The sequence below is a fragment of the Methylovorus sp. MM2 genome, assembly GCF_001648895.1.
Taxonomy (GTDB): Bacteria; Pseudomonadota; Gammaproteobacteria; order Burkholderiales; family Methylophilaceae; genus MM1.
Genome location: NZ_LXUF01000001.1, coordinates 1003523 through 1026602 on the forward strand (window position 1 = coordinate 1003523; position 23080 = coordinate 1026602).

The following is a 23080-nucleotide window of genomic DNA, read 5'->3' on the forward strand; positions in this document are numbered from 1 at the left end:
GGAACCATCATGAGAAATGACCCTAAATTTATCCTGACAACCCAGGCTTGGTTGATAGCCGTAGTTTCCACGGCCTATGCCGGCAGTGCGGTAGCTGCCGCAGGAAAAGTAGAATTCTCCCTCGGTGATGTATCGGCACTAGGAGCAGATGGCCGTGCCCGCACTCTTTCAAAGGGTGCGGAGATTAATCCGGGTGATACGATCCAGACTGTAGATGGACGTGCTCAAGTACGCTTTAGTGATGGTGGCTATATCTCGCTACAGCCTAATACGCAATTTAAAGTAGAAGACTATGCCTTTAGTGGAAAAGCTGATGGAAGTGAAAAAGGCTTCTTTAGCTTAGTTAAAGGCGGATTAAGGGCAATTACGGGTGCTATTGGACATGGTTCCAACAAAAGCGCATACCGCGTCAGCACTCCAGTTGCGACCATTGGTATTCGTGGAACTGAATACACAGCCAATTATGGATCAGATAACCAAAAGCTTAACTTTCACGTAGGTGATGGCGCAGTCTATGTAGAAAGTGATGGTGGTAATAAAGTCTTTTATCAAGGCCAGAATGGTGAAGTAAGTGGAACTGGTGGCAGCCCACAGCATACTACTGAAACTCCTAGTGTGGGTGCAGCCGGGCCTACCAACCCTCAGCAGCAGCAGCAGGAGCAACAACAAAATCAACAGCAACAACAGACCTTTGTAGCAGGTGAGCTTAAGACGCAGGATGGTGGAGTCTGTGGTATTGAAGGCGCTAGTGGTGGTGGTTGTGGATTTGTGCAAGGCGGCTCATCCTTCGATATGGCGGGTGAGATTGCTACGTTGAATGGTATAGGGGCTACCGGGAATTATTCGGGTTCTTCTACCAACGGTGGCATTACTGCTTCGGTAAGTTTTAGTATCTATTTTTCTAGTTATGAAACTTATTTAAATTACTTTAAATTGGAAAGTGGAGGGGGCTCAAATTATGTTGCTGTCTATGGTAGTGGCTCCGGCTCATTAAACTCATCTACAGGGGGATTTGGGTTTGGCACTACATATACAAGCAGCTCTGGATCCTGCGCTGGATCTGGTGGTGGTTGCTCGATTGGCAGTTTAGGTGGGCAATTGAATTCTGTGAGTGGTTTAACTGGCGCGACTGTTAATTATAGTGGGACATTTAATGGTAGCTCTGTGGGTGGATCTGTTGGCGCTACTGGATCTATTTATACAGGCGAAGGTGGCTAATTGATTTAGAGCAATAAAAAAGGAGGGGTTTCCCTCCTTTTTTATTGCTCTATTCAAGCTTTGCGATAGGCATTACAAATGAAATACAGGTTTAAATGCTTTGTTTTTAATGGCATAAAGAGATAATGCTGCAGGCGCTTCTGAATAAAAAAGATTTCTTGGCAGTAGAGCGCTATTGTCTGACTGAAATCGCAAATGGTAGTGAGGCGTTTGACATCTGGTTTTACCTTGCTATCGCTTACCAAGAGCAAGGCAGGGCTGATGCGGCTCTTACATCCTTGCAAAATATCCTTAAACAGACATCTCAAAATCCCAATGTCCATAGTTTGCATGCCGCCATATTGTGTTCATTGGAACATTATGATGAAGCGCTCGAAGCTTCTTTATGCGTATGTAGATTGACGCAGAACGCGCCTAATTCCATTTTAAACGCTGCCGCTATTTGCCAGCAGGCCGGTAAATTCGAACAGGCGATTGAGTTTTATCACCAAGCATTATCTATCAGACCTCTGGATATTTCAGCAAATCTTCATTTGGCGACGACGCTGGTTCTAGCCGGTAGGTATCCCGAAGCCCAAAAGCATTGTTTATCAATTTTGCAGCAATTCCCTCAAGTTGCTGAAATATACAATGTACTTGCCGAGTCTTATTTACAGATGGGTGATTGGAATAAATCTCTGGCCATGTGCGATTCAGGGCTTGGTCTGGATAATAGATTTGCCTTTTTATGGTTTAAGCGTGGATTATTGCTGGCATATATGGAGCGCTTTGATGAAGCAATCGATGCTATGGATCGAGCAGAAGCATTGCAACATGATGTTGCGACAGCTTATTTCTCTAGTCAGTATATCAATAAGCATGACAAGCCGTTATTAGAGAGCAGCTTGAATGTGCGACTCATATTTCTTGAGATGGCTTATATCGGATTGGGCAAGTGTGATTGGCGGATGTGGTACCAATATCCAAAAGTTTTAACAGATTACATTAGATCCGCGTCTGTTGAAGAGATAAGCCGTACGTTGGCTTTTAGGGTGTTTAATCGACCTGTGCCATCCTATTTAAGACTTAACCTCATGAAACGGATATCAGAGTCAGTAAGTGCTAAGGCGCAAGCACTTGGAGTTGAGCCTTATACCTATCATTCAGCTAACAAGACTCAATTACGAATCGGATATCTATCCGCAGACTTTTACCAACACCCGACCTCTGTATTAAGTCGTCAGATATATAGGTTGCATGACCGTTTGAAATTCAAGATATATGCATATTCGCTAATAGCTAAAGGTTCTGAAGATATATATCAGAAAGAGATCGCATCAAATTGCGATGTTTTTCGTGATGTGAGCAATATAAGCGCGGTTGATATTGCTAATCTGATTCATCAAGATGAAATCGATATATTGGTAGATCTTGGTGAGTACGCAACTTCAGATGGTAAATTGGAGATACTGGCATTAAGGCCTGCGCCTATCCAAATCAATTATCTGGCTTTTATGGCAACGACAGGGGCAGATTTTATTGATTATGCATTGGTCGATCACTATATTAGCCCTGAAGATAAAAATGCTGATTGGTCTGAACGTCTATTGAGGCTTCCAAATTCTTTATATACCTATGATAACGAGATTGATAATTCGCCGACGTCATTGTATAGAAAAGACTATGGGCTGCCGGAGGTTGGTATCGTATTTTGTTGTTTCAATAATGACTACAAGATAGAGCCGGAAATATTTGCAGTATGGATGAATATATTGAGAGCTGTGCCTAGTAGCGTGCTGTGGCTGCTAGGCAGTAACCAAGATGTTTGTACCAACCTTGGTAACGAGGCTGTAAAATCTGGTATAGATGAAAGTAGATTGATATTTGCGGGAAGAGAATCTATAGAAAAGCATGTGAAACGCTATCAACTTGCCGATATCTTTCTGGATACCTACTGGTTTAATGGGCATACAACGACATTAGAAGCGCTTTGGCAGGGGTTGCCTGTTCTGACGCGATGTGGAGATGTTACCTCGTCACGCGTGGCAGCATCATTTCTAAATGTATTGGGTTTGAGTGAGCTAGTTACGCATACTTATAAGGATTATCAGAATAAGGCTATTTATTATGCTAATCATCATGACGAGCGATTAGCCCTTAAGGCTAAATTGAGGGTAGGCAGGCAAAGTTCCCCCTTATTTAATACAGCATTAACATTGAAACATATAGAGTTGGCATACGAGATGGTATGGAGTCGATATACAAATAATCTTAAACTTGATCATATCGATGTTCCGGCGATTCCTGTATTGAATTGGTAAGTAAATGAGCGGATTGTTTGAACCTAACATGCCGGAAGCGCCCTTAGCTGAGCGCTTGCGTCCTAAGTCTTTGGATGAGGTTGTCGGGCAGAAGCACTTACTTGGTGAAGGTAAGCCATTAAGATTGGCCTTTCAGTCAGGCAAGCTTCCATCGATGATTCTTTGGGGGCCGCCAGGTGTGGGTAAGACTACCTTGGCGCGGCTGATTGCCAATACAGCGGACGCTGAATTTATACCTATCTCGGCCGTGTTATCTGGCATCAAGGATATTCGTGAAGCGGTAGAGCGTGCAGAGCATACTTTGCAGCAGTCTGGTCGCCGTACTATTTTGTTTGTTGATGAAGTGCATCGCTTTAATAAAGGGCAACAGGATGCTTTTCTGCCATTTGTTGAGAGTGGTTTGATTACCTTCATCGGTGCGACAACAGAAAATCCATCATTCGAAGTGAATAGCGCTTTATTGAGTCGTGCGCGCGTATTTGTTTTACAGGCTTTATCGGAATCCGAACTGGGTGAATTGCTTGAGCGCGCGCGTAAAGTAATGGCGGAGAATTTAAGTCTAGCTGATGAGGTAAAAGAGCAGATACTTGATTATGCGGATGGTGATGCAAGAAGGCTTTTGAACTTTGTTGAAGGTCTGTTTAATGCGGCGATCACCTCAAAAATTAATGTGATTGATGAAGCATTTCTGCTGAGCACGATGGCGAGTAAGCTGCGCCGCTTTGATAAAGGTGGCGAGGCTTTTTACGACCAGATATCTGCCTTGCATAAGTCGGTTCGGGGTTCTAACCCTGATGCAGCGCTTTACTGGTTCTTGCGTATGTTGGATGGTGGCGCAGACCCGCTTTATCTGGGTAGACGCATTATCCGCATGGCGGTTGAAGATATCGGCATCGCTGACCCAAGAGCCCAGACCATGGCGTTAGAAGCATGCCAGATATATGAACGTTTAGGATCACCTGAAGGTGAACTGGCATTATCCAATGCCGTGATTTACTGTGCTGTGGCACCTAAAAGTAATGCCGCCTACATGGCTTATAATCAGGCCAAGGCTTTTGTCGCGCAAGATAACTCGCGCAATGTGCCGTTGCATTTACGCAATGCGCCGACCAAGCTCATGAAAGACTTGGATTATGGCAAAGAGTACCGCTATGCACATAATGAGCCGGATGCTTATGCGGCAGGTGTAGATTATTTTCCTGATGATTTAGATACGATGCAGTTTTATGTGCCCACACCACGTGGACTAGAGGGTAAAATTAGCGAGAAATTAGCGCGATTACGCGAGCTTGATGCCCAAGCAAAACAAAAACATATTAAAAAGAAATAAGCCCAAAATTTGGGTAAGAAATAATTAGGAAAGTACATGTTAGATATACAGCAGTTACGTAATGATCTTGATACAGTTGTCGCTAAATTAGCTTTGCGTGGCTTTGTCCTTGATACAGCTAAGTTTAGTAGTCTGGAGCAAGAACGCAAGACCGTTCAGACGCGTACACAAGATCTACAAGCTAAACGCAATAACACTTCCAAGCAGATCGGCATTGCCAAATCTAAAGGTGAAGATGTTGGCGCGATTATGGCAGAGGTCGCTGGTTTGGGTGAGCAGTTAAAGACCGACGAAGAGCGACTGGCTGCTATTCAACATGAGTTGCAGCAGTTGCTACTTAATGTGCCAAATCTGCCGCATGAAAGCGTGCCACAGGGTAAATCTGAAGAAGACAATATCGAGGTTCGTAAAGTAGGTACGCCACGTGTATTAGATTTTGAGGTTAAAGACCATACTGATATCGGCGCACCATTAGGGTTGGATTTTGATACAGGCGCTAAATTGGCTGGCGCACGCTTTACCCTGATGCGCGGTCAGATTGCAAAACTGCATCGTGCACTTGCTCAGTTCATGCTGGATACGCAGACGGAGCAACATGGTTATGAGGAGTGTTATACCCCTTATATCGTGAATGCAGATACCCTTAAAGGTACCGGACAGTTACCTAAGTTCGAGGCTGATTTGTTTGCCGTGCAAAAGGGTGGTCAAGAAGGAGAGGGAGAGGCACTTTATCTTATCCCGACCTCAGAAGTAACGCTCACGAACACTGTGCGCGATGAGATCGTTGCTTTAGATGCATTGCCGATCAAATTAACAGCACATACGCCATGCTTTCGTTCAGAGGCTGGTTCTTATGGGCGTGATACACGTGGCATGATTCGGCAACACCAGTTTGATAAAGTCGAAATGGTGCAGATAGTCCATCCTGAGAAAAGCTATGCAGCACTGGAAGAGATGGTCGGACATGCCGAGAATATTCTGAAAGCACTAGGCTTGCCATATCGTGTGGTATCACTATGCACTGGCGATATGGGTTTCGGTGCGGCTAAGACTTATGATTTAGAAGTATGGCTGCCTGCTCAGAATACTTACCGCGAGATATCTTCTGTATCGAACTGCGAAGCTTTTCAGTCTCGTAGATTGCAAGCACGTTTCCGTAATGAAAATGGTAAGCCAGAGCTTGTGCACACATTGAATGGTTCAGGCCTTGCTGTCGGACGTACCTTGGTGGCTGTGCTTGAGAATTATCAGAACGCAGACGGTAGCGTCACAGTGCCTGAAGTGTTGCGTGGCTATATGAATGGGCTTGATAAGCTAAGCGTTCAATAAACTATTTATTGCTTGCAAAGTTATTATTAAAGCCTGAATCAACCAGATTAAAGTTGGGCAGTAGTGGCGTATGCTGCTGCTCATATCTTTCCAAGACTTTATGGTAAGTACGTATCGACTCCACGAACACGACAGGTGCACCACCACGCGCGAAGCCATATTTTACGGTTGAGTAATATTCAGCTTTATTAAGTAATGGCAGTGTCTTTTTAAGGTCGGCCCAGCTATCCGGGTTAAGCTTCATCCGTTGGGCAAGTACGCGTGCATCTTCCAGATGTGCGTAGCCAATGTTATATGCAGCAAGGGCCAGCCATGTTCTATCAGGTTCTTCAATGCGTGCCGGAATCAAATCTTTGAGCATGACGATGTAGCGCGCCCCCCCGAGAATGCTTTGCTTCGCATCTAATCTATCATTGACCCCAAGTAAGTCTGCCGTATCTTCCGTTAGCATCATCATGCCTCTGACATTGGTGGGGGATGTATTGAAGCGATCCCAATGCGACTCCTGATAGCTGATGGCGGCTAATAGTCGCCAATCTACGTTGGTTAATTCTTGCGCCTGTTTAAATGTGTTGATGTACTGCGGCAATATATTGCGTGAGCGTTGCAGGAACGAGGTGATGTCAACCGGATTGAGGCGTTCTGTATGGCCATAGTAACGATCCAGCAGGCTATGTAATGTGCCATCTTTTATGATGCGTTTAAAAAAAACATTGGCTTTCTCATGTATCCAAGGTTGCCCATTTTCCGGGAATGCCCAAGCGATACTCTCTGGGTCACCTAGTGACATACCCGCCTCTAGATTTGGGTAGTAATTTTGCAACATGGATACGAGATGGCCATCCGAAATGGTGTAATCAAGATTGCCTTCAGCCACTTGTTCCAGTAATTCGTCTGCGCTGGTATTGCTCAATTGTTGCCATTTTAAGCCCGGCTCTTTCTGGCTTAAATTTTTTAAGCGTTCGGCGTAGCTTGTACCTGCGGGTACGGCGATACTTTTATCTGCAAGGTCATTTATTTTCTTCGGCGGGCTTTTTTGTGAAGAATTATAGACCACCTTTTGTTGCACGCTCTGGTATGGAATGCTGAACTTCACCAGCTTTTCTCGTTCTGGCGTGATGCTTAGATCAGCTGCTGCAAAGTGTGCCTTGCCTTTGGTGAGCGTAGGGACGACTTGGGAGATATTGTCGACGATGAGGAATTTTACGCTGTATTCGGGGCCAAGCTCTTTGACGAATAGTTTAACGAGATCATATTCAAGGCCCGCGTATTGACCTTCGCCATTCACATAGTAAGTGTTGGGGCCATTATGAGTAACGACGATCAGCTCTTTTGATAGCTGCGCATCTGGCAATGGCTTTGGCGGCTGATCACAGCCTTGCAGCATTGCTAATAATATGAAGATAAAGAATAAACGCACGGTGTCAGTTTCCTTAACTTTGCTGGTTTTGTCCAGCTAAGTGTATGGATACTTAGTTGAAGCGCTCGGCAGAAAAAGTGATGAATGTTAGAATGGCTGCTGTGATAAAGCGAGTAATGATGCAAGTTTTATCGCTAACGGAGAGGTGGCAGAGTGGTTGAATGTACCTGACTCGAAATCAGGCATACGCGCAAGCGTATCGAGGGTTCAAATCCCTCTCTCTCCGCCATCAGCCCCGTATTCCCAACTTTTACTACTGATAACGCAGGGCTTCTATCGGGTTCAAACGCGCTGCCATACGGGCAGGGTAGAAGCCAAAGAAAACGCCGACACTGGCCGCAACGCCGAATGCGATCATGATAGAGTCGCCTGAGATGACGACGGCCGCTTGAGTCAACATATTGACCAGTAACGCGCCACCTACGCCGATGACAATGCCGATCAGGCAGCCGATGATCGAGATGACGATGGCTTCGAGCAGGAATTGCATGAGGATATCGCGCTCACGGGCACCAATGGCCATCCGTATGCCGATTTCGCGGGTACGTTCAGTGACTGATACCAGCATGATGTTCATGATGCCAATACCGCCAACTAAGAGCGATACAGATGCGATTGCGCCCAAAAGCAGCGACATCGTCTTTGTTGTTTCAGCGGCTGAGTCGGCTAATGCAGTCAGGTTGCGCACAAAGAAATCACTATCAGAGCCTTCACGTATCCTGTGGCGCTGACGCAAAAGGCTATTTACATCCTGTTCTACGAAAGGCAAGGCTTTTGCCGAATCAGCTTGTACCATGATCATGCGTACCGTGGTAGAGAATTGGCTGCCGAAAAGCTTGCGCTGCGCGGTGGTAAGCGGGACGATGATGGTGTCATCCTGATCACGCCCATCCAGATTTTGGCCTTTTCGGTCTAGCACGCCAAGTACGACAAAAGGGCTTTGTTTGATGCGGATAGTTTTGCCGATAGGGTCGATATCATCACCAAACAGATTCTTTGCAACGGTTTGGCCGATCAGTGCAACGCGTGTTGCCGAGCGAATATCGGAATCTGAGAATGCATAACCTTCAACAAGGTTCCATGAACGTACATCCAGATAACTTGGGGTAGTGCCTATGACGCTCGTGTTCCAGTTATTGGAGCCATAAATCACTTGCGCACTGCTATTTGTTGATGGTGCAACACCACTTACATTATCCAGCTCGGCAATAGCCTCTGAATCGTTGATGGTGAGGCTAGGGCCGCTGCCTGATGCTGATCTCGCGCTACCGCCCATTCCCGGCGGCGCAGAGAGCACGATAAGCAGGTTGCTACCCATTGAGCTGATGGATTGCGCGACAGAATATTGTGCACCTTGACCGACAGCCATCATGAGTACCACGGCACCCACTCCGATGACCATGCCTAGCATGGTCAGAAACGTGCGTAGACGGTTGGCGCCCATCGCGTGCCAAGCTTCTCCTAACATGGCAGAAAACATTATACTGGCTCCGAAATAGGGTGAGTGCGCACATCTTCTACGATGCGGCCATCAAGAAAACGCACTTGACGGCTCGCATGTGCCGCAATATCAAGCTCATGAGTGACCACAACGATGGTGATGCCTTCACGATTGAGATTGCCGAATAGCTCCATGATCTCTTCGCTGGTTTTACTATCTAGATTACCTGTGGGTTCATCCGCAAGTAAAAGTCTTGGGTTGTTGATGAGTGCGCGTGCGATAGCCACACGTTGTTGTTGACCACCGGATATCTGATTAGGGCGAGAATCCACATGTTTACCCAAACCAACTTTTTCTAGTAGTTGTCTGGCACGAGCGTGACGCTCTTCTTTCTCCACACCGGTGTAAACCAATGGCAAGGCAACATTATCCAGCAGGTTGGATCGTGAAAGCAGGTTAAAGCCCTGAAACACAAAGCCGATGGTCTGGTTGCGCACTTTTGCCAGATCGTCGCTTTCTAACTTATCGACATGGTGTCCATCCAGGATATATTCGCCACTGCTTGGCTTATCCAGACAACCGAGAATATTCATAAACGTGGATTTACCTGAACCCGATGGACCCATGATAGCAACATAGTCGCCTTTATCGATCTGCAGTTCGACTTCTTTTAATACTGGAAACAGACCAGCAGCGGTGACGTAATCTTTGAATAGATTACGTACAACAATCACATTCTGCATTAGAACATCCGCATCCGCATGTTATTGCCAGGGCCTTGGGTTTGCGGCTGATTGTCAGCCAAGGTTTCACCCACAATGATCTTGGCATCGGGTTCAAGATGCCTGCTCTTGATTTCAGTAAAGCGACCATCTGAGATACCTAGGCGTACTTTCACTTCTTCTGGTTTGCCATTATTGAGTACATACACCTTACCTGCGGAAAGGTCTTCATTTTTGCCTCTGCGTTTGCCGCCACGTTCACGGCCACCTTTTTGACCACCCGCTTGCTGATCACCGCCAGCATTGGTTTGCCCATTCGGGTTGGGTTTATCACCTGAACCTGATGCAACTTTGGTATTTTGGTTAGCATCTGAATCATCGACTTTAGGTTTGTAGCGTAGGGCAGCGTTCGGTACAAGCATCACATCATCGTGCTTGGCCACAGTGATGTTCACATAAGCCGTCATACCAGGCAGCAATATTTGACCTGGGTTATCTACGGTGACTACAACGTCATAAGTCACAACATTGGATGTGACCGTAGGATTGAGGCGCACCTGTTTGACCAAGCCTTCAAAGTTTTTATTGGGGAAAGCATCAACAGTAAACTTGGCTTTCTGCCCGACTTTGATATTGCCGATGTCGGCTTCTGCGAAGCTAGAGTTGATTTGCATCTTAGAAAGATCCTGCGCGATCTGGATCAATGTGGGCGTTTGAAAACTGGCAGCCACTGTTTGACCAAGATTGACCACACGATCAACCACTACGCCTGAGATAGGGGAGCGGATAATCGAGTAGCTCAGATTGGTCTTATCTCGACGCAATTGGGCTTTGTAAGTGTCCACCTGGGCCTGAGCTGATTGCAAGGCCTGCACTGCCTGATCAAGCTCCTGCTTTGAGACATATTCTTGCGTATATAACGAGCGAATACGCGCTTCGCTGGCCTTGGCTAAATCAACGGATGCCTGTGCGTTACGAACATTTCCTTCAGACTGTGCGATCTGCGCAGTGAAAAGGGAGTCGTCCAGTTCCAATAACACTTGCCCCGCTTTCACCTCATCATTGAAGTCCACATAGAGCTTGCTTACACGGCCAGATACTTGCGCACCTACACTCACTACTGTTACCGGGTTCAACGTGCCATTGGCTGAGACGGTTTGCTCTACAGAACCTTGTGTGACTTTCTGTAAACGGTACAGGTCTTCAGGTTTAGGTTTGTGGCTTTCTTTATAGTAATAGAAGCCGCCACCTGCGATTGCGAGAAGCGTGATCAGCGTGATTGTTTTTTTTGTAGAGCGTTTCATGGTTGGGCGTCCAGACCTGTCTTGATGATGTTACCTTCGGGTAATGATTGAATCATGGCGTTATCTAAACTGCCGATAGATTGTGCAAGCGTTGCGCGGGCGATATTCCAGTTAAGTTGTGCCGTGATCTTTTGCTGGCGCGCATTTGCAAGCGCACTTTGTGCATTCAGTGTATCGATGATATTGCCTACTCCGGCCTTATACCGGCCTAAGGCTACACGCTCAGACTCTTCAGCACTACTTAGTAATATATTAGATGCAGTGATGGTTTCATTCGCTGTGCGCAAACTCTGGTAAGCACGCCAGACATCCAGTGATATCTGCAAGCGAATACGATCACGTTGCGCTACCCGTGCATCGGCTGTGGCCTCTGCGGAGCGGATTCTATAAGTTGGGGCATAACCGTTGAAAAGAGGGATAGCGACGGTAAACCCAACGGTGGAATTGTTATTTGAAGTGATGTTGCTACCATCCTGCACATTGTTGGAAACACCAAGTGACACGGTAGGTTTTGCAGCCGCTTTGCTTGCTTCTATGGCTGCCTGTGCCGCTTTTACCTGCGCTTCACTTGCCATGAGGTCAGGGCGACGGTTTCTGGCTTGCTCTATCAAGCCATTAATATCCGCTTCTATATTCTGGCCGCCATCAGCAGATAGCGATGGCGCTAGTGTGAGTGGTTGATTCGAATCGATACCCATCACGTTCGCCAATGTGCCATAAGCAGTTTTTACCGTACCTTCTGCCGTGATGCGTAGAAGTGTAGCTTGCGCATACGCCGTTTGCGCCTGCAGTTTATCTGCAGGGGTGACGATGCCCGCGATATAACGGGCATTGGCAGCCTTGAAGCTTTCCTCGCTTGCCCGTTCTGCTTCGCGTGAAGCCTCAAGGGCTGCTACGCCAGATTGTGCCAAGTAATAGGATTGAATCACACTTAGCAGGATGGTTTGTATGGTCGCATCTTGCGTGGCGCTCGCAGCCTGTAGCAATTGCCGGGCGTTTTCCAACGTAGCATTGCGGTTACCAAAATCGTACAAAAGGTATGACGCTACGATGCTATTGCTGATTGTATTGTAAGGGTTTTTTCTCGTCGCTTGTTCAGGATCTGACCATGTAAAGTTGCCTGAAATATTATCTGTAACGCTGGGTAGGTAAGCGGATCTTGTGATACCGACCTGTGCTGCCTGAATACGGGCATTTGCCCATGCCTCACGGGTTTGCGGGTTGTTACACAATGCGGCATCTGCAACATCTGCGAGGGTTAGCGTAGTGTTCACATTGAGCTGGGCGCAGGGCGAGGTGCTCTTATCGCTTAGATAACCTTGCGGTATTACAGGTGGGGTCAGTGCCTGCGTCTTGAATGGATCATCTTTGCTATACCAGATAGAGCTATCAGCATACGCTGGCGCCATCTGTGTCAAAGTAAGGATAAGGGCAAGTATTCGGTAGAGCGTGCTTGGCATTTTATATAAGCCAAGTGCTTTTTTATGATGATTCAACTGCATGTAATGTATCAGCCCCTGATAAAGCTATTGGTCTTAAAATCATTCGCCTGATTAATCAATATAGGTTTGATTGAATTGGTTTAATCAGGTGAATGATATCTAGTCTTGCTCACGGTATACAACCGATGCTGATCAGATTTACTTACTTTTACTTATTTTTTTGATCGCCATCGTTTTGGCTACACTGATACGGTAAATCAGTTGCTAGCTAAATGTACGTCACTCTAACGCGGCAACTTTGCATTAGGTTGACATCATTTAGTTAATTTTTAATCAACACCCTGACTTGCTAAGTAATCTTCATAGTTGCCAGTGAAATCGATGATCTTGTCTGCACGGATATCAATAATGCGTGTCGCTAATGTGCTGACGAATTCGCGGTCATGGCTGACGAAGAATAGCGTACCTTTATATTTATCAAGTGCGGTATTCAGTGCTTCGATCGATTCCATATCCATGTGGTTGGTTGGTTCATCCATCAGCAATACGTTGGTGCGTGCCAGCATCAGTTGGCCATATAACATACGGCCTTTTTCACCACCTGATAATACTTTGACTGATTTTTTGGTATCTTCCCCAGAAAATAGTAAACGCCCCAGCATGCTACGCACGGATTGATCATCGTCACCTTCCTGCGTGTACTGTGACATCCAATCGAACAGGTTAAGGCCATTTTCAAATTCCGATTCGTGGTCTTGCGCAAAATAGCCAAGTTTTGCTTTTTCAGCCCATTTCACTTCGCCATGGTTTGGTTTTAGCACACCAGCTAGGCAGCGCAGGAACGTTGTCTTACCGATACCATTCTCACCGATGATCGCGACTTTTTCACCTGCTTCAAACATCAATTCGACATCATTGAAAAGCGTGCGATCAAAGCCATGACCAAGTTTCTTCAACTCAACTGCATTACGGTGTAGCTTTTCACGTTCATCGTACTCAAAACGAATGAATGGATATTGACGGCTGGAAGGCTTGAATTCTTCGATCTTGATCTTATCGATCTGTTTGGCACGGCTGGTCGCTTGTTTGGCTTTAGATGCATTGGCAGAGAAGCGGCGAACGAATTCCTGCAAGTCAGCGACCTGTTGCTTAGCTTTGGCATTATCTTTGGCTTGTTGCGCGCGTGCTTGAGCAGAGGCTTCCATATAGTCGTCGTAATTGCCGGGGTAAACAGTCAGTTTGCCGTAATCCATATCAGACGTGTGCGTACATACCTGATTCAAAAAGTGTCTATCGTGCGAAATGATCACCATCGTGCAATCACGATTGTTCAGTACATCTTCCAGCCAACGGATGGTGTTGATATCCAAGTTATTGGTTGGCTCATCCAGCAATAAGATGTCTGGGTTAGCAAATAGGGCTTGTACCAGTAATACACGTAGCTTCCAGCCGGGTGCAACAGCACTCATGGGGCCAGTATGCTGCTCGATAGGGATACCCACGCCAAGCAAAAGCTCACCAGCGCGTGCTTCAGCGGTATAGCCATCGTATTCTGCAAATACGCCTTCTAGCTCAGCGGCGCGCATGTAGTCGTCTTCAGTCGCTTCCGGATTCATATAGATGGCGTTTTTCTCTACATTGGCTTTCCACATTTGCTCATGTCCCATCATCACCACGTCGATGACGCGCTGATCTTCATAAGCGAATTGGTCTTGGCGCAGGAATGCCATGCGCTCGTTGTTATCCAGCGCGATATTGCCGGAGGTCGGCTCCAATACGCCAGCCAAAATCTTCATATAGGTCGATTTTCCGCATCCATTCGCACCGATCAAACCGTAACGGTTGTTGTCGCCGAATTTGACTGAGACGTTTTCAAATAGCGGCTTGGCGCCGAACTGCATGGTGATATTGTTGCTAATTAACACGGTGTATTCCTAAAATTAGATGATGCTTATTTAAAATTAAAACTTTATCTTAATCATGCCGCATTGATAATCGTCCTTTGTGCTTTTATTGCGTGAAAAAGCACAAAAGATTCAATTATCTAGGCTCAAAATGTATTCCGGATGACAACCTCATCGAATGGCAATGAACCGCCACGAGGTGATGCCTCTTTTATGCCTTTGCCAATGGCGACAAACATCGCGGGTGTATGGTCGGCTGGTAACTTAAGTAGCTTGGCGACTGCATCGAAATCAAAGCCATCCATCGGGCATGAGTCATATCCCATTTCCTTAGCGGCTAACATCAGCGTCATTGCTGCCATGCCACATGAACGCATCGCTTCGTCACGTTGTACTTGCTCTTTACCATTGTAATAGCCATGAATCGCATTCACGAGATACTCTTTGACAGCCTGCGGTGCATGGCGCCAATAGCGCTCAGGCGATTTCTCCCATGCTTTTAGGTCGCCAGTTAAAACGATTAATAACGATGCATCTGTTACCTGTGATTGATCCCAACTAACAGCACGCACTTGTTTGCGAAGTTCAGGGTCTTGCACGAGGACAAAACGCCAGTTTTGTATATTGAATGCTGTTGGTGAAAGCATCGCGAGTGATAGCAGTTGCTTGATCTCATCTTCACTCAGTTGATGTGTAGGGTCAAATGCTTTGACTGCACGTCTGGCTTCGATAGTGCTGGCTACGTTCATATTGGCTTTCTCATTCATATTCAATTGATATTATCTCTAGCGTAATATCGCCAGCAGGGCGATGCCACAGAACGCTATCCCCAGTTTTTTGCCCTAATAGTGCTTTGGCTAATGGCGATACCCAACTCACCTTATTTGCCGCGATATCTGCTTCGTCTTCACCGACGATTGAGAATGCAAGGGTTTCACCTTCTTCATCTTCTGCCGTGACCTTTGCGCCGAATAACACTTTCTCTTTCGACTGATTCGTCGGCTCAACTATGATCGCGTTCTCGAGTCGGGCAAGGTAGTAACGTGAGTCACGTTCTACCATGACTAATTTTTGCTGCGCAACCGGGTCTTCTTTTCGCTGAGCGAGTAACAAACGCTCCTGTTCAAGCGCGTCTGCTTTTTCTTGCAGTTGTTTCAAACCCGTAGGTGTAACATAGTTCGGATGTTCGCTTAGCGGGCGCTCCGGTAGATCTGTGCCTGCGTGCTCTAAGTCATCTTCTTTAACGAATCCGCGACTCATTCCCACTCGATCGTTGCAGGTGGTTTACCCGATATATCGTAAACAACGCGGTTGATACCGCGCACCTCATTGATGATGCGGTTAGACACTTTACCTAATAAATCATAAGGCAACTCAGCCCAATGCGCTGTCATAAAATCACTTGTTACCACTGCACGTAGCGCCACCACGTAATCATAGGTACGGCCATCACCCATCACGCCAACTGATTTTACGGGCAGGAATACGGCAAATGCCTGCGAAGTCTTTTCATACCAGCCTGATGCGCGTAACTCTTCAATAAAGATCGCATCGGCACGCCTGAGTAGATCAGCAAACTCACGTTTGACTTCGCCCAATATCCGCACACCTAAGCCCGGGCCAGGGAATGGGTGACGGTACACCATGTCATGCGGCAAGCCCAACGCAATGCCTAACTCACGTACTTCATCCTTGAATAGTTCGCGTAAAGGTTCCAGCAGTTTAAGTTTTAGGGTATCCGGCAAACCACCAACGTTGTGATGACTTTTGATCGTATGTGCTTTTTTAGTTTTCGCGCCCGCTGATTCGATTACGTCAGGGTATATCGTGCCTTGTGCCAACCATTTAGCCTGTGGCAGTTTGGCGGATTCTTGCTGGAACACTTCAACGAACTCACGCCCGATGATCTTGCGTTTTGCTTCAGGGTCACTCACGCCTGCTAGGTCGCCTAAGAACTTCTCGCTAGCATCTACGTGAATGACTTTAACGCCGAGGTTCTTCGCGAACGTCTCCATGACTTGTTCTGCTTCATTTAGTCGTAGTAGGCCGTTATCAACGAATACACAGGTGAGTTGATCACCAATCGCACGGTGAATCAGCGCTGCAGCAACAGATGAATCCACCCCACCAGAAAGACCAAGAATCACTTGATCTGAACCGACTTCTTCGCGAATGCGGTTCACCGCCGTCTCGACATAATCAGGCATGTTCCAATCTTGCCCACATCCGCAGATATCATGTACAAAACGGCTTAAGATCGCTTTACCTTGTTTTGTATGTGTGACTTCAGGGTGGAATTGCACAGCATAGAACTTGCGTGACTCATCAGCCATGCCCGCGATAGGGGTTGATGCGTTACTGGCGATAATCTTAAAACCATCTGGCAGGGCCGTGACTTTATCGCCGTGGCTCATCCATACATCTAAAAGACCATGGCCGGCGTCGTTAGTCTTGTCTTGTATATCTTTGAATAGGGCGGAGTGGCCTTGAGCGCGTATCTCTGCATAACCGAATTCACGCTTGGCTGCATTTTCAACTGAACCGCCAAGTTGTGCTGCCATCGTCTGCATGCCATAACATACGCCCAGTACTGGAACGCCTAGCTCGAATACAGCTTGAGGTGCACGCGGCGTCTCATCCTCATAAACTGAATTCGGCCCGCCCGATAGGATTACCCCTGCAGGATTGAATTCACGGATGAATTGATTATCGACATCCCATGAGTGCAATTCACAGTACACATTGGCTTCGCGGACACGGCGGGCGATTAGCTGGGTATATTGGGAGCCAAAATCGAGTATCAGTATTTTTTGAGTCATAGGTATAAATGCAAAGTAGGCGTGCGGATTAAATTATTAGGTATTGCCGGGTATTGCGCAGCAATCTAGTCTGATAGATAGTACTCTACCGTAGATACAACCCGTACTTTCTTGATATGGGCGGTGCTGTTGTCACGATTCTCTATACTGAATTGCCCTTGGTTCGCATGTTTAATCTTGCCGAGCGAACTATCAGAATCTTTAGCAAACTTCTCAGCCGCTGCACGAGCACTTTTCGTTGCCTCTTCGATCATGGCTGGCTTGATATCATTCAGCTTGCTGTAGATATATTCTGTATTGTAGCCTTCGCCAGCAATCGCAATGCCTTGGCGTCCGAGATCTACAAGTTTGATCATGGCATTGCGCACGCCATCCACCTTGGGTGAGTACACCGTAATGGTCGAGCTGGCCGTGTAACGGAATCGGTTGCCGCTGCCATTGTCACCATATTCACGTGCCAGCTTATCAACGACTGAAGGGGCGGAAATCGTGATCTCTTTTTCTTCAAACCCATTCTCTTTCAGGAAGGCGACCACGCGGGAATTTTTATCCTGAATGGTCTCGTACAGCGCTGTTAAGTCATTGTCGGCGACATTGAACGTGATCGGCCAGATAGCGATATCAGCCGTCACCTCACGCTCAGAGAGGCCTTTAACCTCTACTGAGCGATCCAGCCTTTTCATGTCCATCACACTTTTTGAAACCAGATAACCAAAGCTAGCAAGGCCTGCAAACAACAGTAGGCCTAAAATGGCAGATTCAACAATAAAACGATTTTTGTCTGTCGCCATTTACGAGCCTATTCAATATGGTAGTTAGGGGCTTCTTTGGTGATCTGCACATCATGCACATGCGATTCACGCATACCAGCGGAAGTGATTTGTACAAATTCTGCTTTGGTACGCATCTCTTCGATCGTGCTGCAACCGGCATAACCCATAGAAGCACGTAATCCGCCCATTAGCTGGTGGATCACAGCGACTACACTGCCTTTGTATGGTACGCGGCCTTCGACACCTTCCGGTACCAGTTTATCCGCATTGCCATCGTTATCTTGGAAGTAACGATCACTAGAACCTTTTTGCATGGCACCTATAGAACCCATGCCACGGTATGACTTATAGGAACGACCCTGATATAGCTCGATCTCACCGGGCGCTTCTTCTGTACCGGCGAACATACCACCTAGCATCACGGAGTATGCGCCAGCAGCGATCGCTTTTGAGATATCGCCAGAGAAACGGATACCACCATCGGAGATAAAAGGCACGCCAGTACCGCGCAATGCTTCTTCAACATTGCTGACGGCACTGATTTGTGGAACGCCAACGCCTGCGACGATACGCGTTGTACAGATTGAGCCAGGGCCAATGCCGACTTTCACGCCATCTGCACCTGCATCAACCAAAGCTTTGGCTGCTGAAGCGGTAGCGATATTACCGCCAATGACTTCAATGTGAGGAAAGTGTTTTTTCACCCAAGTGACGCGGTCAAGCACCCCTTGAGAGTGACCGTGTGCCGTATCTACTACGATCACATCTACACCGGCTTCGGCCAACGCGGCAACGCGCTCTTCAGTGCCTTCGCCCACACCAACTGCCGCACCAACGCGCAGGCGGCCTTTACTGTCTTTACAGGCAGAAGGGTGGTCACTCGATTTTTGGATATCTTTAACAGTGATCAAGCCTTTTAATTCGTAATTGTCATTAATGACTAATACGCGCTCAAGACGGTGTTGATGCAATAAGCGCATCGCCTCTTCACGGCTTGCACCTTCACGCACAGTGACAAGACGTTCGCGTGGGGTCATGATGTTCTTGATCGATTGATCTAGGTTAGTCTCGAACCGTAAATCACGGTTGGTGACGATGCCAACGACTTTGCCATTATCAACGACAGGCAAGCCTGATATTTTGTGTTGGCGGGTAATGCTTAATACATCGCGCACCGTCATATTCGAGTGAATAGTCACAGGATCATTTACAACGCCAGACTCAAAGCGCTTCACGCGCGAGACATGCGCCGCCTGATCGGCGATGATCATGTTCTTGTGGATGATGCCCATGCCGCCTTCTTGTGCCAAAGCAATCGCTAGGGGGGCTTCGGTAACGGTATCCATCGCAGCTGAGACGAGTGGAATGTTAAGGCGAATGGAACGGGTGAGTTGGGTGGCTAAGCTTACTTCGCGCGGCAACACGTTTGAATGTGCTGGAACCAGTAAAACATCGTCGAAAGTAAGCGCTGTTTGCAACAAGCGCATAGAATATCTTTCCGGCAAAAGGTAATTATACCGATTTGGTGCCTTATCGTAAATGCGCATACACGTATTAACGCTTGCTGGAAAAATTATATCGCAATAGTATATCTCTAATTGAGCTAACGATTTTTGAGGTTGAAATGCAAGGCAAATTATTTCTGGTGATGGTTTTGATGCTGCCGATACTGGCACAGGCAGAGATCTATAAGTGGAAAGATAGTAATGGGGTCGTGCGTTATTCTGATACTCCGCCTGCTTCCAATGTCCCTACAGAGTCGTTAAGAACAGGCAAGGTAATCAACTCGCCGCCGCCTGCTGTGGCAGCCAAACCCGCCGTTAGCCCTGAAGCTGCCGCCATCAAGCGTCAGGAAGATGCTGAAGCCAGTAAAAAAGACGAGCAAAAGAAAGAAGCTGAAAAAAAGGCCAAAGCTCAAAACTGTTTAGCTGCGAAAGATAACTTACAAAGTTATGAACAAGGTGCTCTAGTATATAAAATGAATGAAAAAGGTGAGCGTGAGTATACAGAAGATGCTGATCGCCCTGCGGCTATCGAGGCTGCAAAAAAAGACGTAGCCAAGTATTGTAATTAAACTAAATATCGCGACTTTAGTAAGTAAGTCGTGTTTAAAAAAGGGCAGCTAAGTGCTGCCTTTTTTATTAGGTGAATTGGCCGTGACTCTTTGCCGCCTGATCTCTTTTGGGTCAGCTATCAAATGACGGTAGATTTCGATACGATCTCCATCTTTCACATGCCCATAGAGTTTTGATAATTTACTAAATATGCCTACCTTATTGACTGACAGGTCAATCTCTTTGAATCTGTCAAGAATGCCCGATGCCAGAATAGCTTCTTCTATGGTAGCGCCTTCTTTTATGCGAGTTTTGATGATTACCTGCTCTATGGGCAATGCATAGGCAACTTCAACCGTGATTTCCTGAGTGCGCTTGAACAGCATCAATAAATCTTATCGGCGCGCTCTACAAAAGCATCAACGAAGGTATTGGCGATATGGCTGAATACGGGAGAGATCAGCTTTTCCAGAATAAAGTTCGAGAACTCATAGCTGAGCTTGAATTCAATCTTACAGGCATGTTCTGTCAGCGCGATAAAATGCCATGAACCCTCAAGATGGCGAAACGGCCCATCAATCAGCTTGATTTCCATCAGATTAGGGTAGGTTTTATGGTTCTCTGTTGTAAAGCTTTGTTTAATGCCGTGATAATCAATATGCAGCGTAGCCGATGTGATGGATGCATCGCGATGAATAAGGGTTGTACCGCCACACCATGGCAAAAATTCAGGATATTGCTCAATAGCATCTACCAGCGCATACATACGCTCTGCGGAGTGGCTTACCAGAACAGATTTTTCAACCAATGCCATCGTAATTTTGAAGTAGGGTAAAATAGCGATTTTAAGCCAAAACACCATTGCTTAATCAAAATAACTTTCTCAATGGTTTGGGTAAGTGATTAGGCAATGCGTTTACTATATCTGCCTAGGTACTAAATCTACATAGTGACTAAGCGTAGTTATAAAAAGAGAGAACAACGGAATAAATAGTCCCATGAACATCGCCCAGAATAAAAAAGCCTTTCACGACTACTTTATCGAAGAGAAGTATGAAGCCGGTATCGTGCTTGAAGGTTGGGAAGTCAAAGCCATTCGCGATAATCGCATACAGCTAAAAGAGGCTTATGTGGTCATCATGAGTGGTGAGATATACCTCATCGGCTGCCATGTCACGCCTTTGGGGTCTGCATCAACCCATGTGCGCCCTGACTCCATCCGCACCCGTAAGTTATTGCTACATTCAGAAGAGATCGCCAAACTCATTGGTAAAGTCGATCGCGCAGGATATACGTTAGTACCGCTGGATATGCATTACACGCGGGGCAGGGTGAAAGTACAGATAGGCCTTGCCAAAGGTAAGAAGCAATACGATAAACGTGAATCAGAAAAAGAGCGTGATTGGGAGCGCGAAAAAGGCCGTATTATACGAGCCGCAAACAAATAGGCTTTATCAAGCGTATAATTCAGTATGCATTAAACTAATTCGATCTGAATCAGTCTCAATGTAGTATCAAAGTGTTTCAAACCAAGTAGGGGCCGACCAGGTTTCGACGTGGGTTGCAAAGCAGTGCAGGGCATACCGAGGCCTAGTCACCTCGTAAATAAACTAGAAAAAAGTATAGTCGCAAACGACGAAACTTACGCTCTAGCCGCTTAATACCGGTTGGACGCTGCACCGAAGGGCCTCTCGGTCGGGTGGGGTAACCCACAGCAGCGTCATAAAGAGAGGATCGTGTTGTATTGGGTTACTTAATACATCATTAAATCCAAGGTAACTCGCCTGCTGTTTGCTTGCTCGTTGGTGAGCATCAGGTTAAATTAAACAACACAGCTAAGTATGTAGAACTGTCTGTGGCGGGCTTGCGGACGGGGGTTCGATTCCCCCCGGCTCCACCAAATAAAAGTAATAACAGAAAAGCCGAAATGCTAATAGCATTCCGGCTTTTCTGTTTCTATATGCTAGTTTATTGAAGTGTCGTTGACCATTCTTTCATTGCCTCTTCATGAGGTCTATCTATTCGCACTTCAGCATCATCTGTAGAGGCTACCCAATCAATTGGGATGTAGTGATTTTGGCCTTTTTCATCTTCGGATAGTTTTATATGGTTGCTTCCTGCCATGCTATCTACGGTTGCGAATTTCTCACCGCGTGAACACAAAACAGGCATGCCGGGCAATATTCCATGTGAAAGACTCATGATGTATCTCCAAAATGTGATTTTGAAGATAGATTGTCTGGCTTATGTGGGTTTTAAATAAGCCGCAATATTCTGACTTTAACGTAAGAATCTACTGAGCGTGTCCTACGTCAATTATAAAAAGCTACTGCTCTACTAACAGGATGCGATAACGCAAACTCGAACTTTGCCCATATTGTTTGGGTTTCTCGAATCGTTCGATGAGTGTGCCGCCATTCTTCTCAATGACGCGTTGAGAAGGAATGTTATCTGGATCGGTGACGATTTCAACATATTGAAATTCTTGTGTATTTATCTTTGATAATAGCTGCTTGAGCGCGTCAGTAGCGTAGCCCATGCCTTGCTTCCAAGGCACTACCGAATAACCGATATGGCCTAGGCAATACGGAGGAAGCGCATTTGAGCCGGGCTGCCAGCGAAAGCCTATTACTCCGCAAAATTCACCATCCCATAACCATTGCTGATAACTTGGCAGGCGCTGTACTTTTGTACCATCAGGAAGCGATATTGCATCGCCAATCGCTTTTGGATCGGTGAGGCTGCTTATAAAAGCTATCGGGTCTTTTGCGATCTTTTCTAATTGTTCTTTAATGGCGCTTGCGCCGTGAACATTGTCTGGAGACCAATTTTTCTCGAGTGCCTGAACATAATCAGGCAATAAATCAACGGACGGATTTAGAAGATGCATGGGGTTTAGTATCAATTACTCACGTGTTTGTAACTATTTGTTGTAGAAATTACATAATTTTGAAACAAATGACCACCATAATGAGAAACCTAATCTTTACCCAAGGTTAGGTTTATTAACTATATTCCCACAAG

General features: G+C 46.3%; 21 protein-coding genes, 1 tRNA gene and 1 other RNA gene. 8 read left to right on the forward strand and 15 right to left on the reverse strand.

Features of this window, described 5'->3' with window-relative positions; genetic code table 11:
- The first annotated feature begins 9 nt into the window (after positions 1-9).
- The 4 genes from A7981_RS04770 to serS all read left to right on the forward strand — a co-directional run bounded on the left by A7981_RS04770 (position 10) and on the right by serS (position 6177).
- Entirely contained in the window at positions 10-1218 is a 1209-nt protein-coding gene (locus A7981_RS04770; RefSeq protein WP_067264738.1) for a FecR domain-containing protein, read from the forward strand.
- A 125-nt stretch (positions 1219-1343) separates the two neighbouring features.
- Entirely contained in the window at positions 1344-3518 is a 2175-nt protein-coding gene (locus A7981_RS04775; protein ID WP_067264742.1) for a tetratricopeptide repeat protein, read from the forward strand.
- 4 nt (positions 3519-3522) lie between these two features.
- Entirely contained in the window at positions 3523-4848 is a 1326-nt protein-coding gene (locus tag A7981_RS04780; protein ID WP_067264745.1) for a replication-associated recombination protein A, read from the forward strand.
- A 36-nt stretch (positions 4849-4884) separates the two neighbouring features.
- Positions 4885-6177, forward strand: coding sequence for a serine--tRNA ligase (gene serS / locus A7981_RS04785; protein ID WP_067264748.1), 1293 nt, complete (start codon positions 4885-4887; stop codon positions 6175-6177).
- Between the two features lies 1 nt (position 6178).
- Here the strand turns inward: serS and mltF are convergent, their stop codons facing one another.
- On the reverse strand, positions 6179-7597 hold the full coding sequence (gene mltF, locus A7981_RS04790; RefSeq protein WP_082889210.1) for a membrane-bound lytic murein transglycosylase MltF: 1419 nt from the start codon (positions 7595-7597) through the stop codon (positions 6179-6181).
- Positions 7598-7736: 139 nt separating this feature from the next.
- Here mltF and A7981_RS04795 point away from each other — a divergent pair.
- A tRNA-Ser gene (locus A7981_RS04795) sits at positions 7737-7826 on the forward strand.
- A 24-nt stretch (positions 7827-7850) separates the two neighbouring features.
- On the opposite strand, the gene A7981_RS04800 is transcribed toward A7981_RS04795, so the two are convergent.
- From A7981_RS04800 to guaB, 10 genes are all read right to left on the reverse strand, one after another.
- Entirely contained in the window at positions 7851-9077 is a 1227-nt protein-coding gene (locus A7981_RS04800; protein ID WP_067264751.1) for an ABC transporter permease, read from the reverse strand.
- The gene (locus A7981_RS04805) at positions 9077-9781 is read right to left on the reverse strand and encodes an ABC transporter ATP-binding protein (protein ID WP_067264754.1); all 705 of its coding nucleotides are present in this window, start codon (positions 9779-9781) and stop codon (positions 9077-9079) included. The genes A7981_RS04800 and A7981_RS04805 overlap by 1 nt, the downstream gene beginning before the upstream one ends.
- Entirely contained in the window at positions 9781-11064 is a 1284-nt protein-coding gene (locus A7981_RS04810; RefSeq protein WP_067264758.1) for an efflux RND transporter periplasmic adaptor subunit, read from the reverse strand. Before A7981_RS04810 ends, A7981_RS04805 begins: the two co-directional genes overlap by 1 nt.
- On the reverse strand, positions 11061-12566 hold the full coding sequence (locus A7981_RS04815) for a TolC family protein (RefSeq protein ID WP_371440340.1): 1506 nt from the start codon (positions 12564-12566) through the stop codon (positions 11061-11063). The genes A7981_RS04810 and A7981_RS04815 overlap by 4 nt, the downstream gene beginning before the upstream one ends.
- A gap of 269 nt (positions 12567-12835) precedes the next feature.
- Positions 12836-14431, reverse strand: coding sequence for an ABC-F family ATPase (locus A7981_RS04820; RefSeq protein ID WP_067264760.1), 1596 nt, complete (start codon positions 14429-14431; stop codon positions 12836-12838).
- Positions 14432-14556: 125 nt separating this feature from the next.
- Positions 14557-15159, reverse strand: a complete 603-nt coding sequence (locus A7981_RS04825; protein WP_067266566.1) for a nitroreductase family protein — start codon at positions 15157-15159, stop codon at positions 14557-14559.
- Between the two features lie 10 nt (positions 15160-15169).
- On the reverse strand, positions 15170-15670 hold the full coding sequence (locus A7981_RS04830) for a GreA/GreB family elongation factor (protein WP_067264763.1): 501 nt from the start codon (positions 15668-15670) through the stop codon (positions 15170-15172).
- The gene (gene guaA, locus A7981_RS04835) at positions 15667-17229 is read right to left on the reverse strand and encodes a glutamine-hydrolyzing GMP synthase (protein ID WP_067264765.1); all 1563 of its coding nucleotides are present in this window, start codon (positions 17227-17229) and stop codon (positions 15667-15669) included. Before guaA ends, A7981_RS04830 begins: the two co-directional genes overlap by 4 nt.
- Before the next feature lie 65 nt (positions 17230-17294).
- Positions 17295-18020: an SIMPL domain-containing protein gene (locus A7981_RS04840; RefSeq protein ID WP_067264766.1), complete on the reverse strand. Its 726-nt coding sequence runs from the start codon at positions 18018-18020 to the stop codon at positions 17295-17297.
- Positions 18021-18028: 8 nt separating this feature from the next.
- Positions 18029-19489, reverse strand: coding sequence for an IMP dehydrogenase (gene guaB / locus A7981_RS04845; RefSeq protein ID WP_067264767.1), 1461 nt, complete (start codon positions 19487-19489; stop codon positions 18029-18031).
- A gap of 137 nt (positions 19490-19626) precedes the next feature.
- On the opposite strand from guaB, the gene A7981_RS04850 reads away from it, so the two are divergent.
- Positions 19627-20076, forward strand: coding sequence for a DUF4124 domain-containing protein (locus A7981_RS04850; protein ID WP_067266569.1), 450 nt, complete (start codon positions 19627-19629; stop codon positions 20074-20076).
- Between the two features lie 48 nt (positions 20077-20124).
- Here A7981_RS04850 and A7981_RS04855 read toward each other — a convergent pair whose 3' ends face one another.
- Positions 20125-20442 carry an RnfH family protein gene (locus tag A7981_RS04855; RefSeq protein WP_067264768.1) on the reverse strand — a complete coding sequence of 106 codons (318 nt, stop codon included), beginning with the start codon at positions 20440-20442 and terminating at the stop codon, positions 20125-20127.
- Positions 20442-20870 (reverse strand): type II toxin-antitoxin system RatA family toxin, encoded by a 429-nt coding sequence (locus A7981_RS04860; protein WP_067266572.1) that lies wholly within the window; start codon positions 20868-20870, stop codon positions 20442-20444. The genes A7981_RS04855 and A7981_RS04860 overlap by 1 nt, the downstream gene beginning before the upstream one ends.
- Before the next feature lie 184 nt (positions 20871-21054).
- On the opposite strand from A7981_RS04860, the gene smpB reads away from it, so the two are divergent.
- Both smpB and ssrA read left to right on the forward strand, forming a co-directional pair.
- Positions 21055-21504 (forward strand): SsrA-binding protein SmpB, encoded by a 450-nt coding sequence (smpB, locus tag A7981_RS04865; protein WP_067264769.1) that lies wholly within the window; start codon positions 21055-21057, stop codon positions 21502-21504.
- 88 nt (positions 21505-21592) lie between these two features.
- Positions 21593-21956: a transfer-messenger RNA gene (gene ssrA, locus A7981_RS04870) on the forward strand.
- A 68-nt stretch (positions 21957-22024) separates the two neighbouring features.
- Here the strand turns inward: ssrA and A7981_RS04875 are convergent.
- Together A7981_RS04875 and A7981_RS04880 are read right to left on the reverse strand one after the other, a co-directional pair.
- Positions 22025-22258 (reverse strand): DUF2171 domain-containing protein, encoded by a 234-nt coding sequence (locus A7981_RS04875; protein ID WP_067264771.1) that lies wholly within the window; start codon positions 22256-22258, stop codon positions 22025-22027.
- A gap of 124 nt (positions 22259-22382) precedes the next feature.
- Positions 22383-22946 carry a GNAT family N-acetyltransferase gene (locus A7981_RS04880; RefSeq protein WP_067264774.1) on the reverse strand — a complete coding sequence of 188 codons (564 nt, stop codon included), beginning with the start codon at positions 22944-22946 and terminating at the stop codon, positions 22383-22385.
- Positions 22947-23080 lie beyond the last annotated feature (134 nt).

What these genes read in the sequence shown, in the direction of transcription:
- A7981_RS04770 (WP_067264738.1), top strand. Translation starts at nt 10, where the DNA reads ATGAGAAATGACCCTAAATTTATCCTGACAACCCAGGCTTGGTTGATA.
- A7981_RS04775 (WP_067264742.1), top strand. Translation starts at nt 1,344, where the DNA reads ATGCTGCAGGCGCTTCTGAATAAAAAAGATTTCTTGGCAGTAGAGCGC.
- A7981_RS04780 (WP_067264745.1), top strand. Translation starts at nt 3,523, where the DNA reads ATGAGCGGATTGTTTGAACCTAACATGCCGGAAGCGCCCTTAGCTGAG.
- serS (WP_067264748.1), top strand. Translation starts at nt 4,885, where the DNA reads ATGTTAGATATACAGCAGTTACGTAATGATCTTGATACAGTTGTCGCT.
- A7981_RS04800 (WP_067264751.1), bottom strand. Translation starts at nt 9,077, where the DNA reads ATGTTTTCTGCCATGTTAGGAGAAGCTTGGCACGCGATGGGCGCCAAC.
- A7981_RS04805 (WP_067264754.1), bottom strand. Translation starts at nt 9,781, where the DNA reads ATGCAGAATGTGATTGTTGTACGTAATCTATTCAAAGATTACGTCACC.
- A7981_RS04810 (WP_067264758.1), bottom strand. Translation starts at nt 11,064, where the DNA reads ATGAAACGCTCTACAAAAAAAACAATCACGCTGATCACGCTTCTCGCA.
- A7981_RS04815 (WP_371440340.1), bottom strand. Translation starts at nt 12,566, where the DNA reads ATGCAGTTGAATCATCATAAAAAAGCACTTGGCTTATATAAAATGCCA.
- A7981_RS04825 (WP_067266566.1), bottom strand. Translation starts at nt 15,159, where the DNA reads ATGAACGTAGCCAGCACTATCGAAGCCAGACGTGCAGTCAAAGCATTT.
- A7981_RS04830 (WP_067264763.1), bottom strand. Translation starts at nt 15,670, where the DNA reads ATGAGTCGCGGATTCGTTAAAGAAGATGACTTAGAGCACGCAGGCACA.
- guaA (WP_067264765.1), bottom strand. Translation starts at nt 17,229, where the DNA reads ATGACTCAAAAAATACTGATACTCGATTTTGGCTCCCAATATACCCAG.
- A7981_RS04840 (WP_067264766.1), bottom strand. Translation starts at nt 18,020, where the DNA reads ATGGCGACAGACAAAAATCGTTTTATTGTTGAATCTGCCATTTTAGGC.
- guaB (WP_067264767.1), bottom strand. Translation starts at nt 19,489, where the DNA reads ATGCGCTTGTTGCAAACAGCGCTTACTTTCGACGATGTTTTACTGGTT.
- A7981_RS04850 (WP_067266569.1), top strand. Translation starts at nt 19,627, where the DNA reads ATGCAAGGCAAATTATTTCTGGTGATGGTTTTGATGCTGCCGATACTG.
- A7981_RS04855 (WP_067264768.1), bottom strand. Translation starts at nt 20,442, where the DNA reads ATGCTGTTCAAGCGCACTCAGGAAATCACGGTTGAAGTTGCCTATGCA.
- A7981_RS04860 (WP_067266572.1), bottom strand. Translation starts at nt 20,870, where the DNA reads ATGGCATTGGTTGAAAAATCTGTTCTGGTAAGCCACTCCGCAGAGCGT.
- smpB (WP_067264769.1), top strand. Translation starts at nt 21,055, where the DNA reads ATGAACATCGCCCAGAATAAAAAAGCCTTTCACGACTACTTTATCGAA.
- A7981_RS04875 (WP_067264771.1), bottom strand. Translation starts at nt 22,258, where the DNA reads ATGAGTCTTTCACATGGAATATTGCCCGGCATGCCTGTTTTGTGTTCA.
- A7981_RS04880 (WP_067264774.1), bottom strand. Translation starts at nt 22,946, where the DNA reads ATGCATCTTCTAAATCCGTCCGTTGATTTATTGCCTGATTATGTTCAG.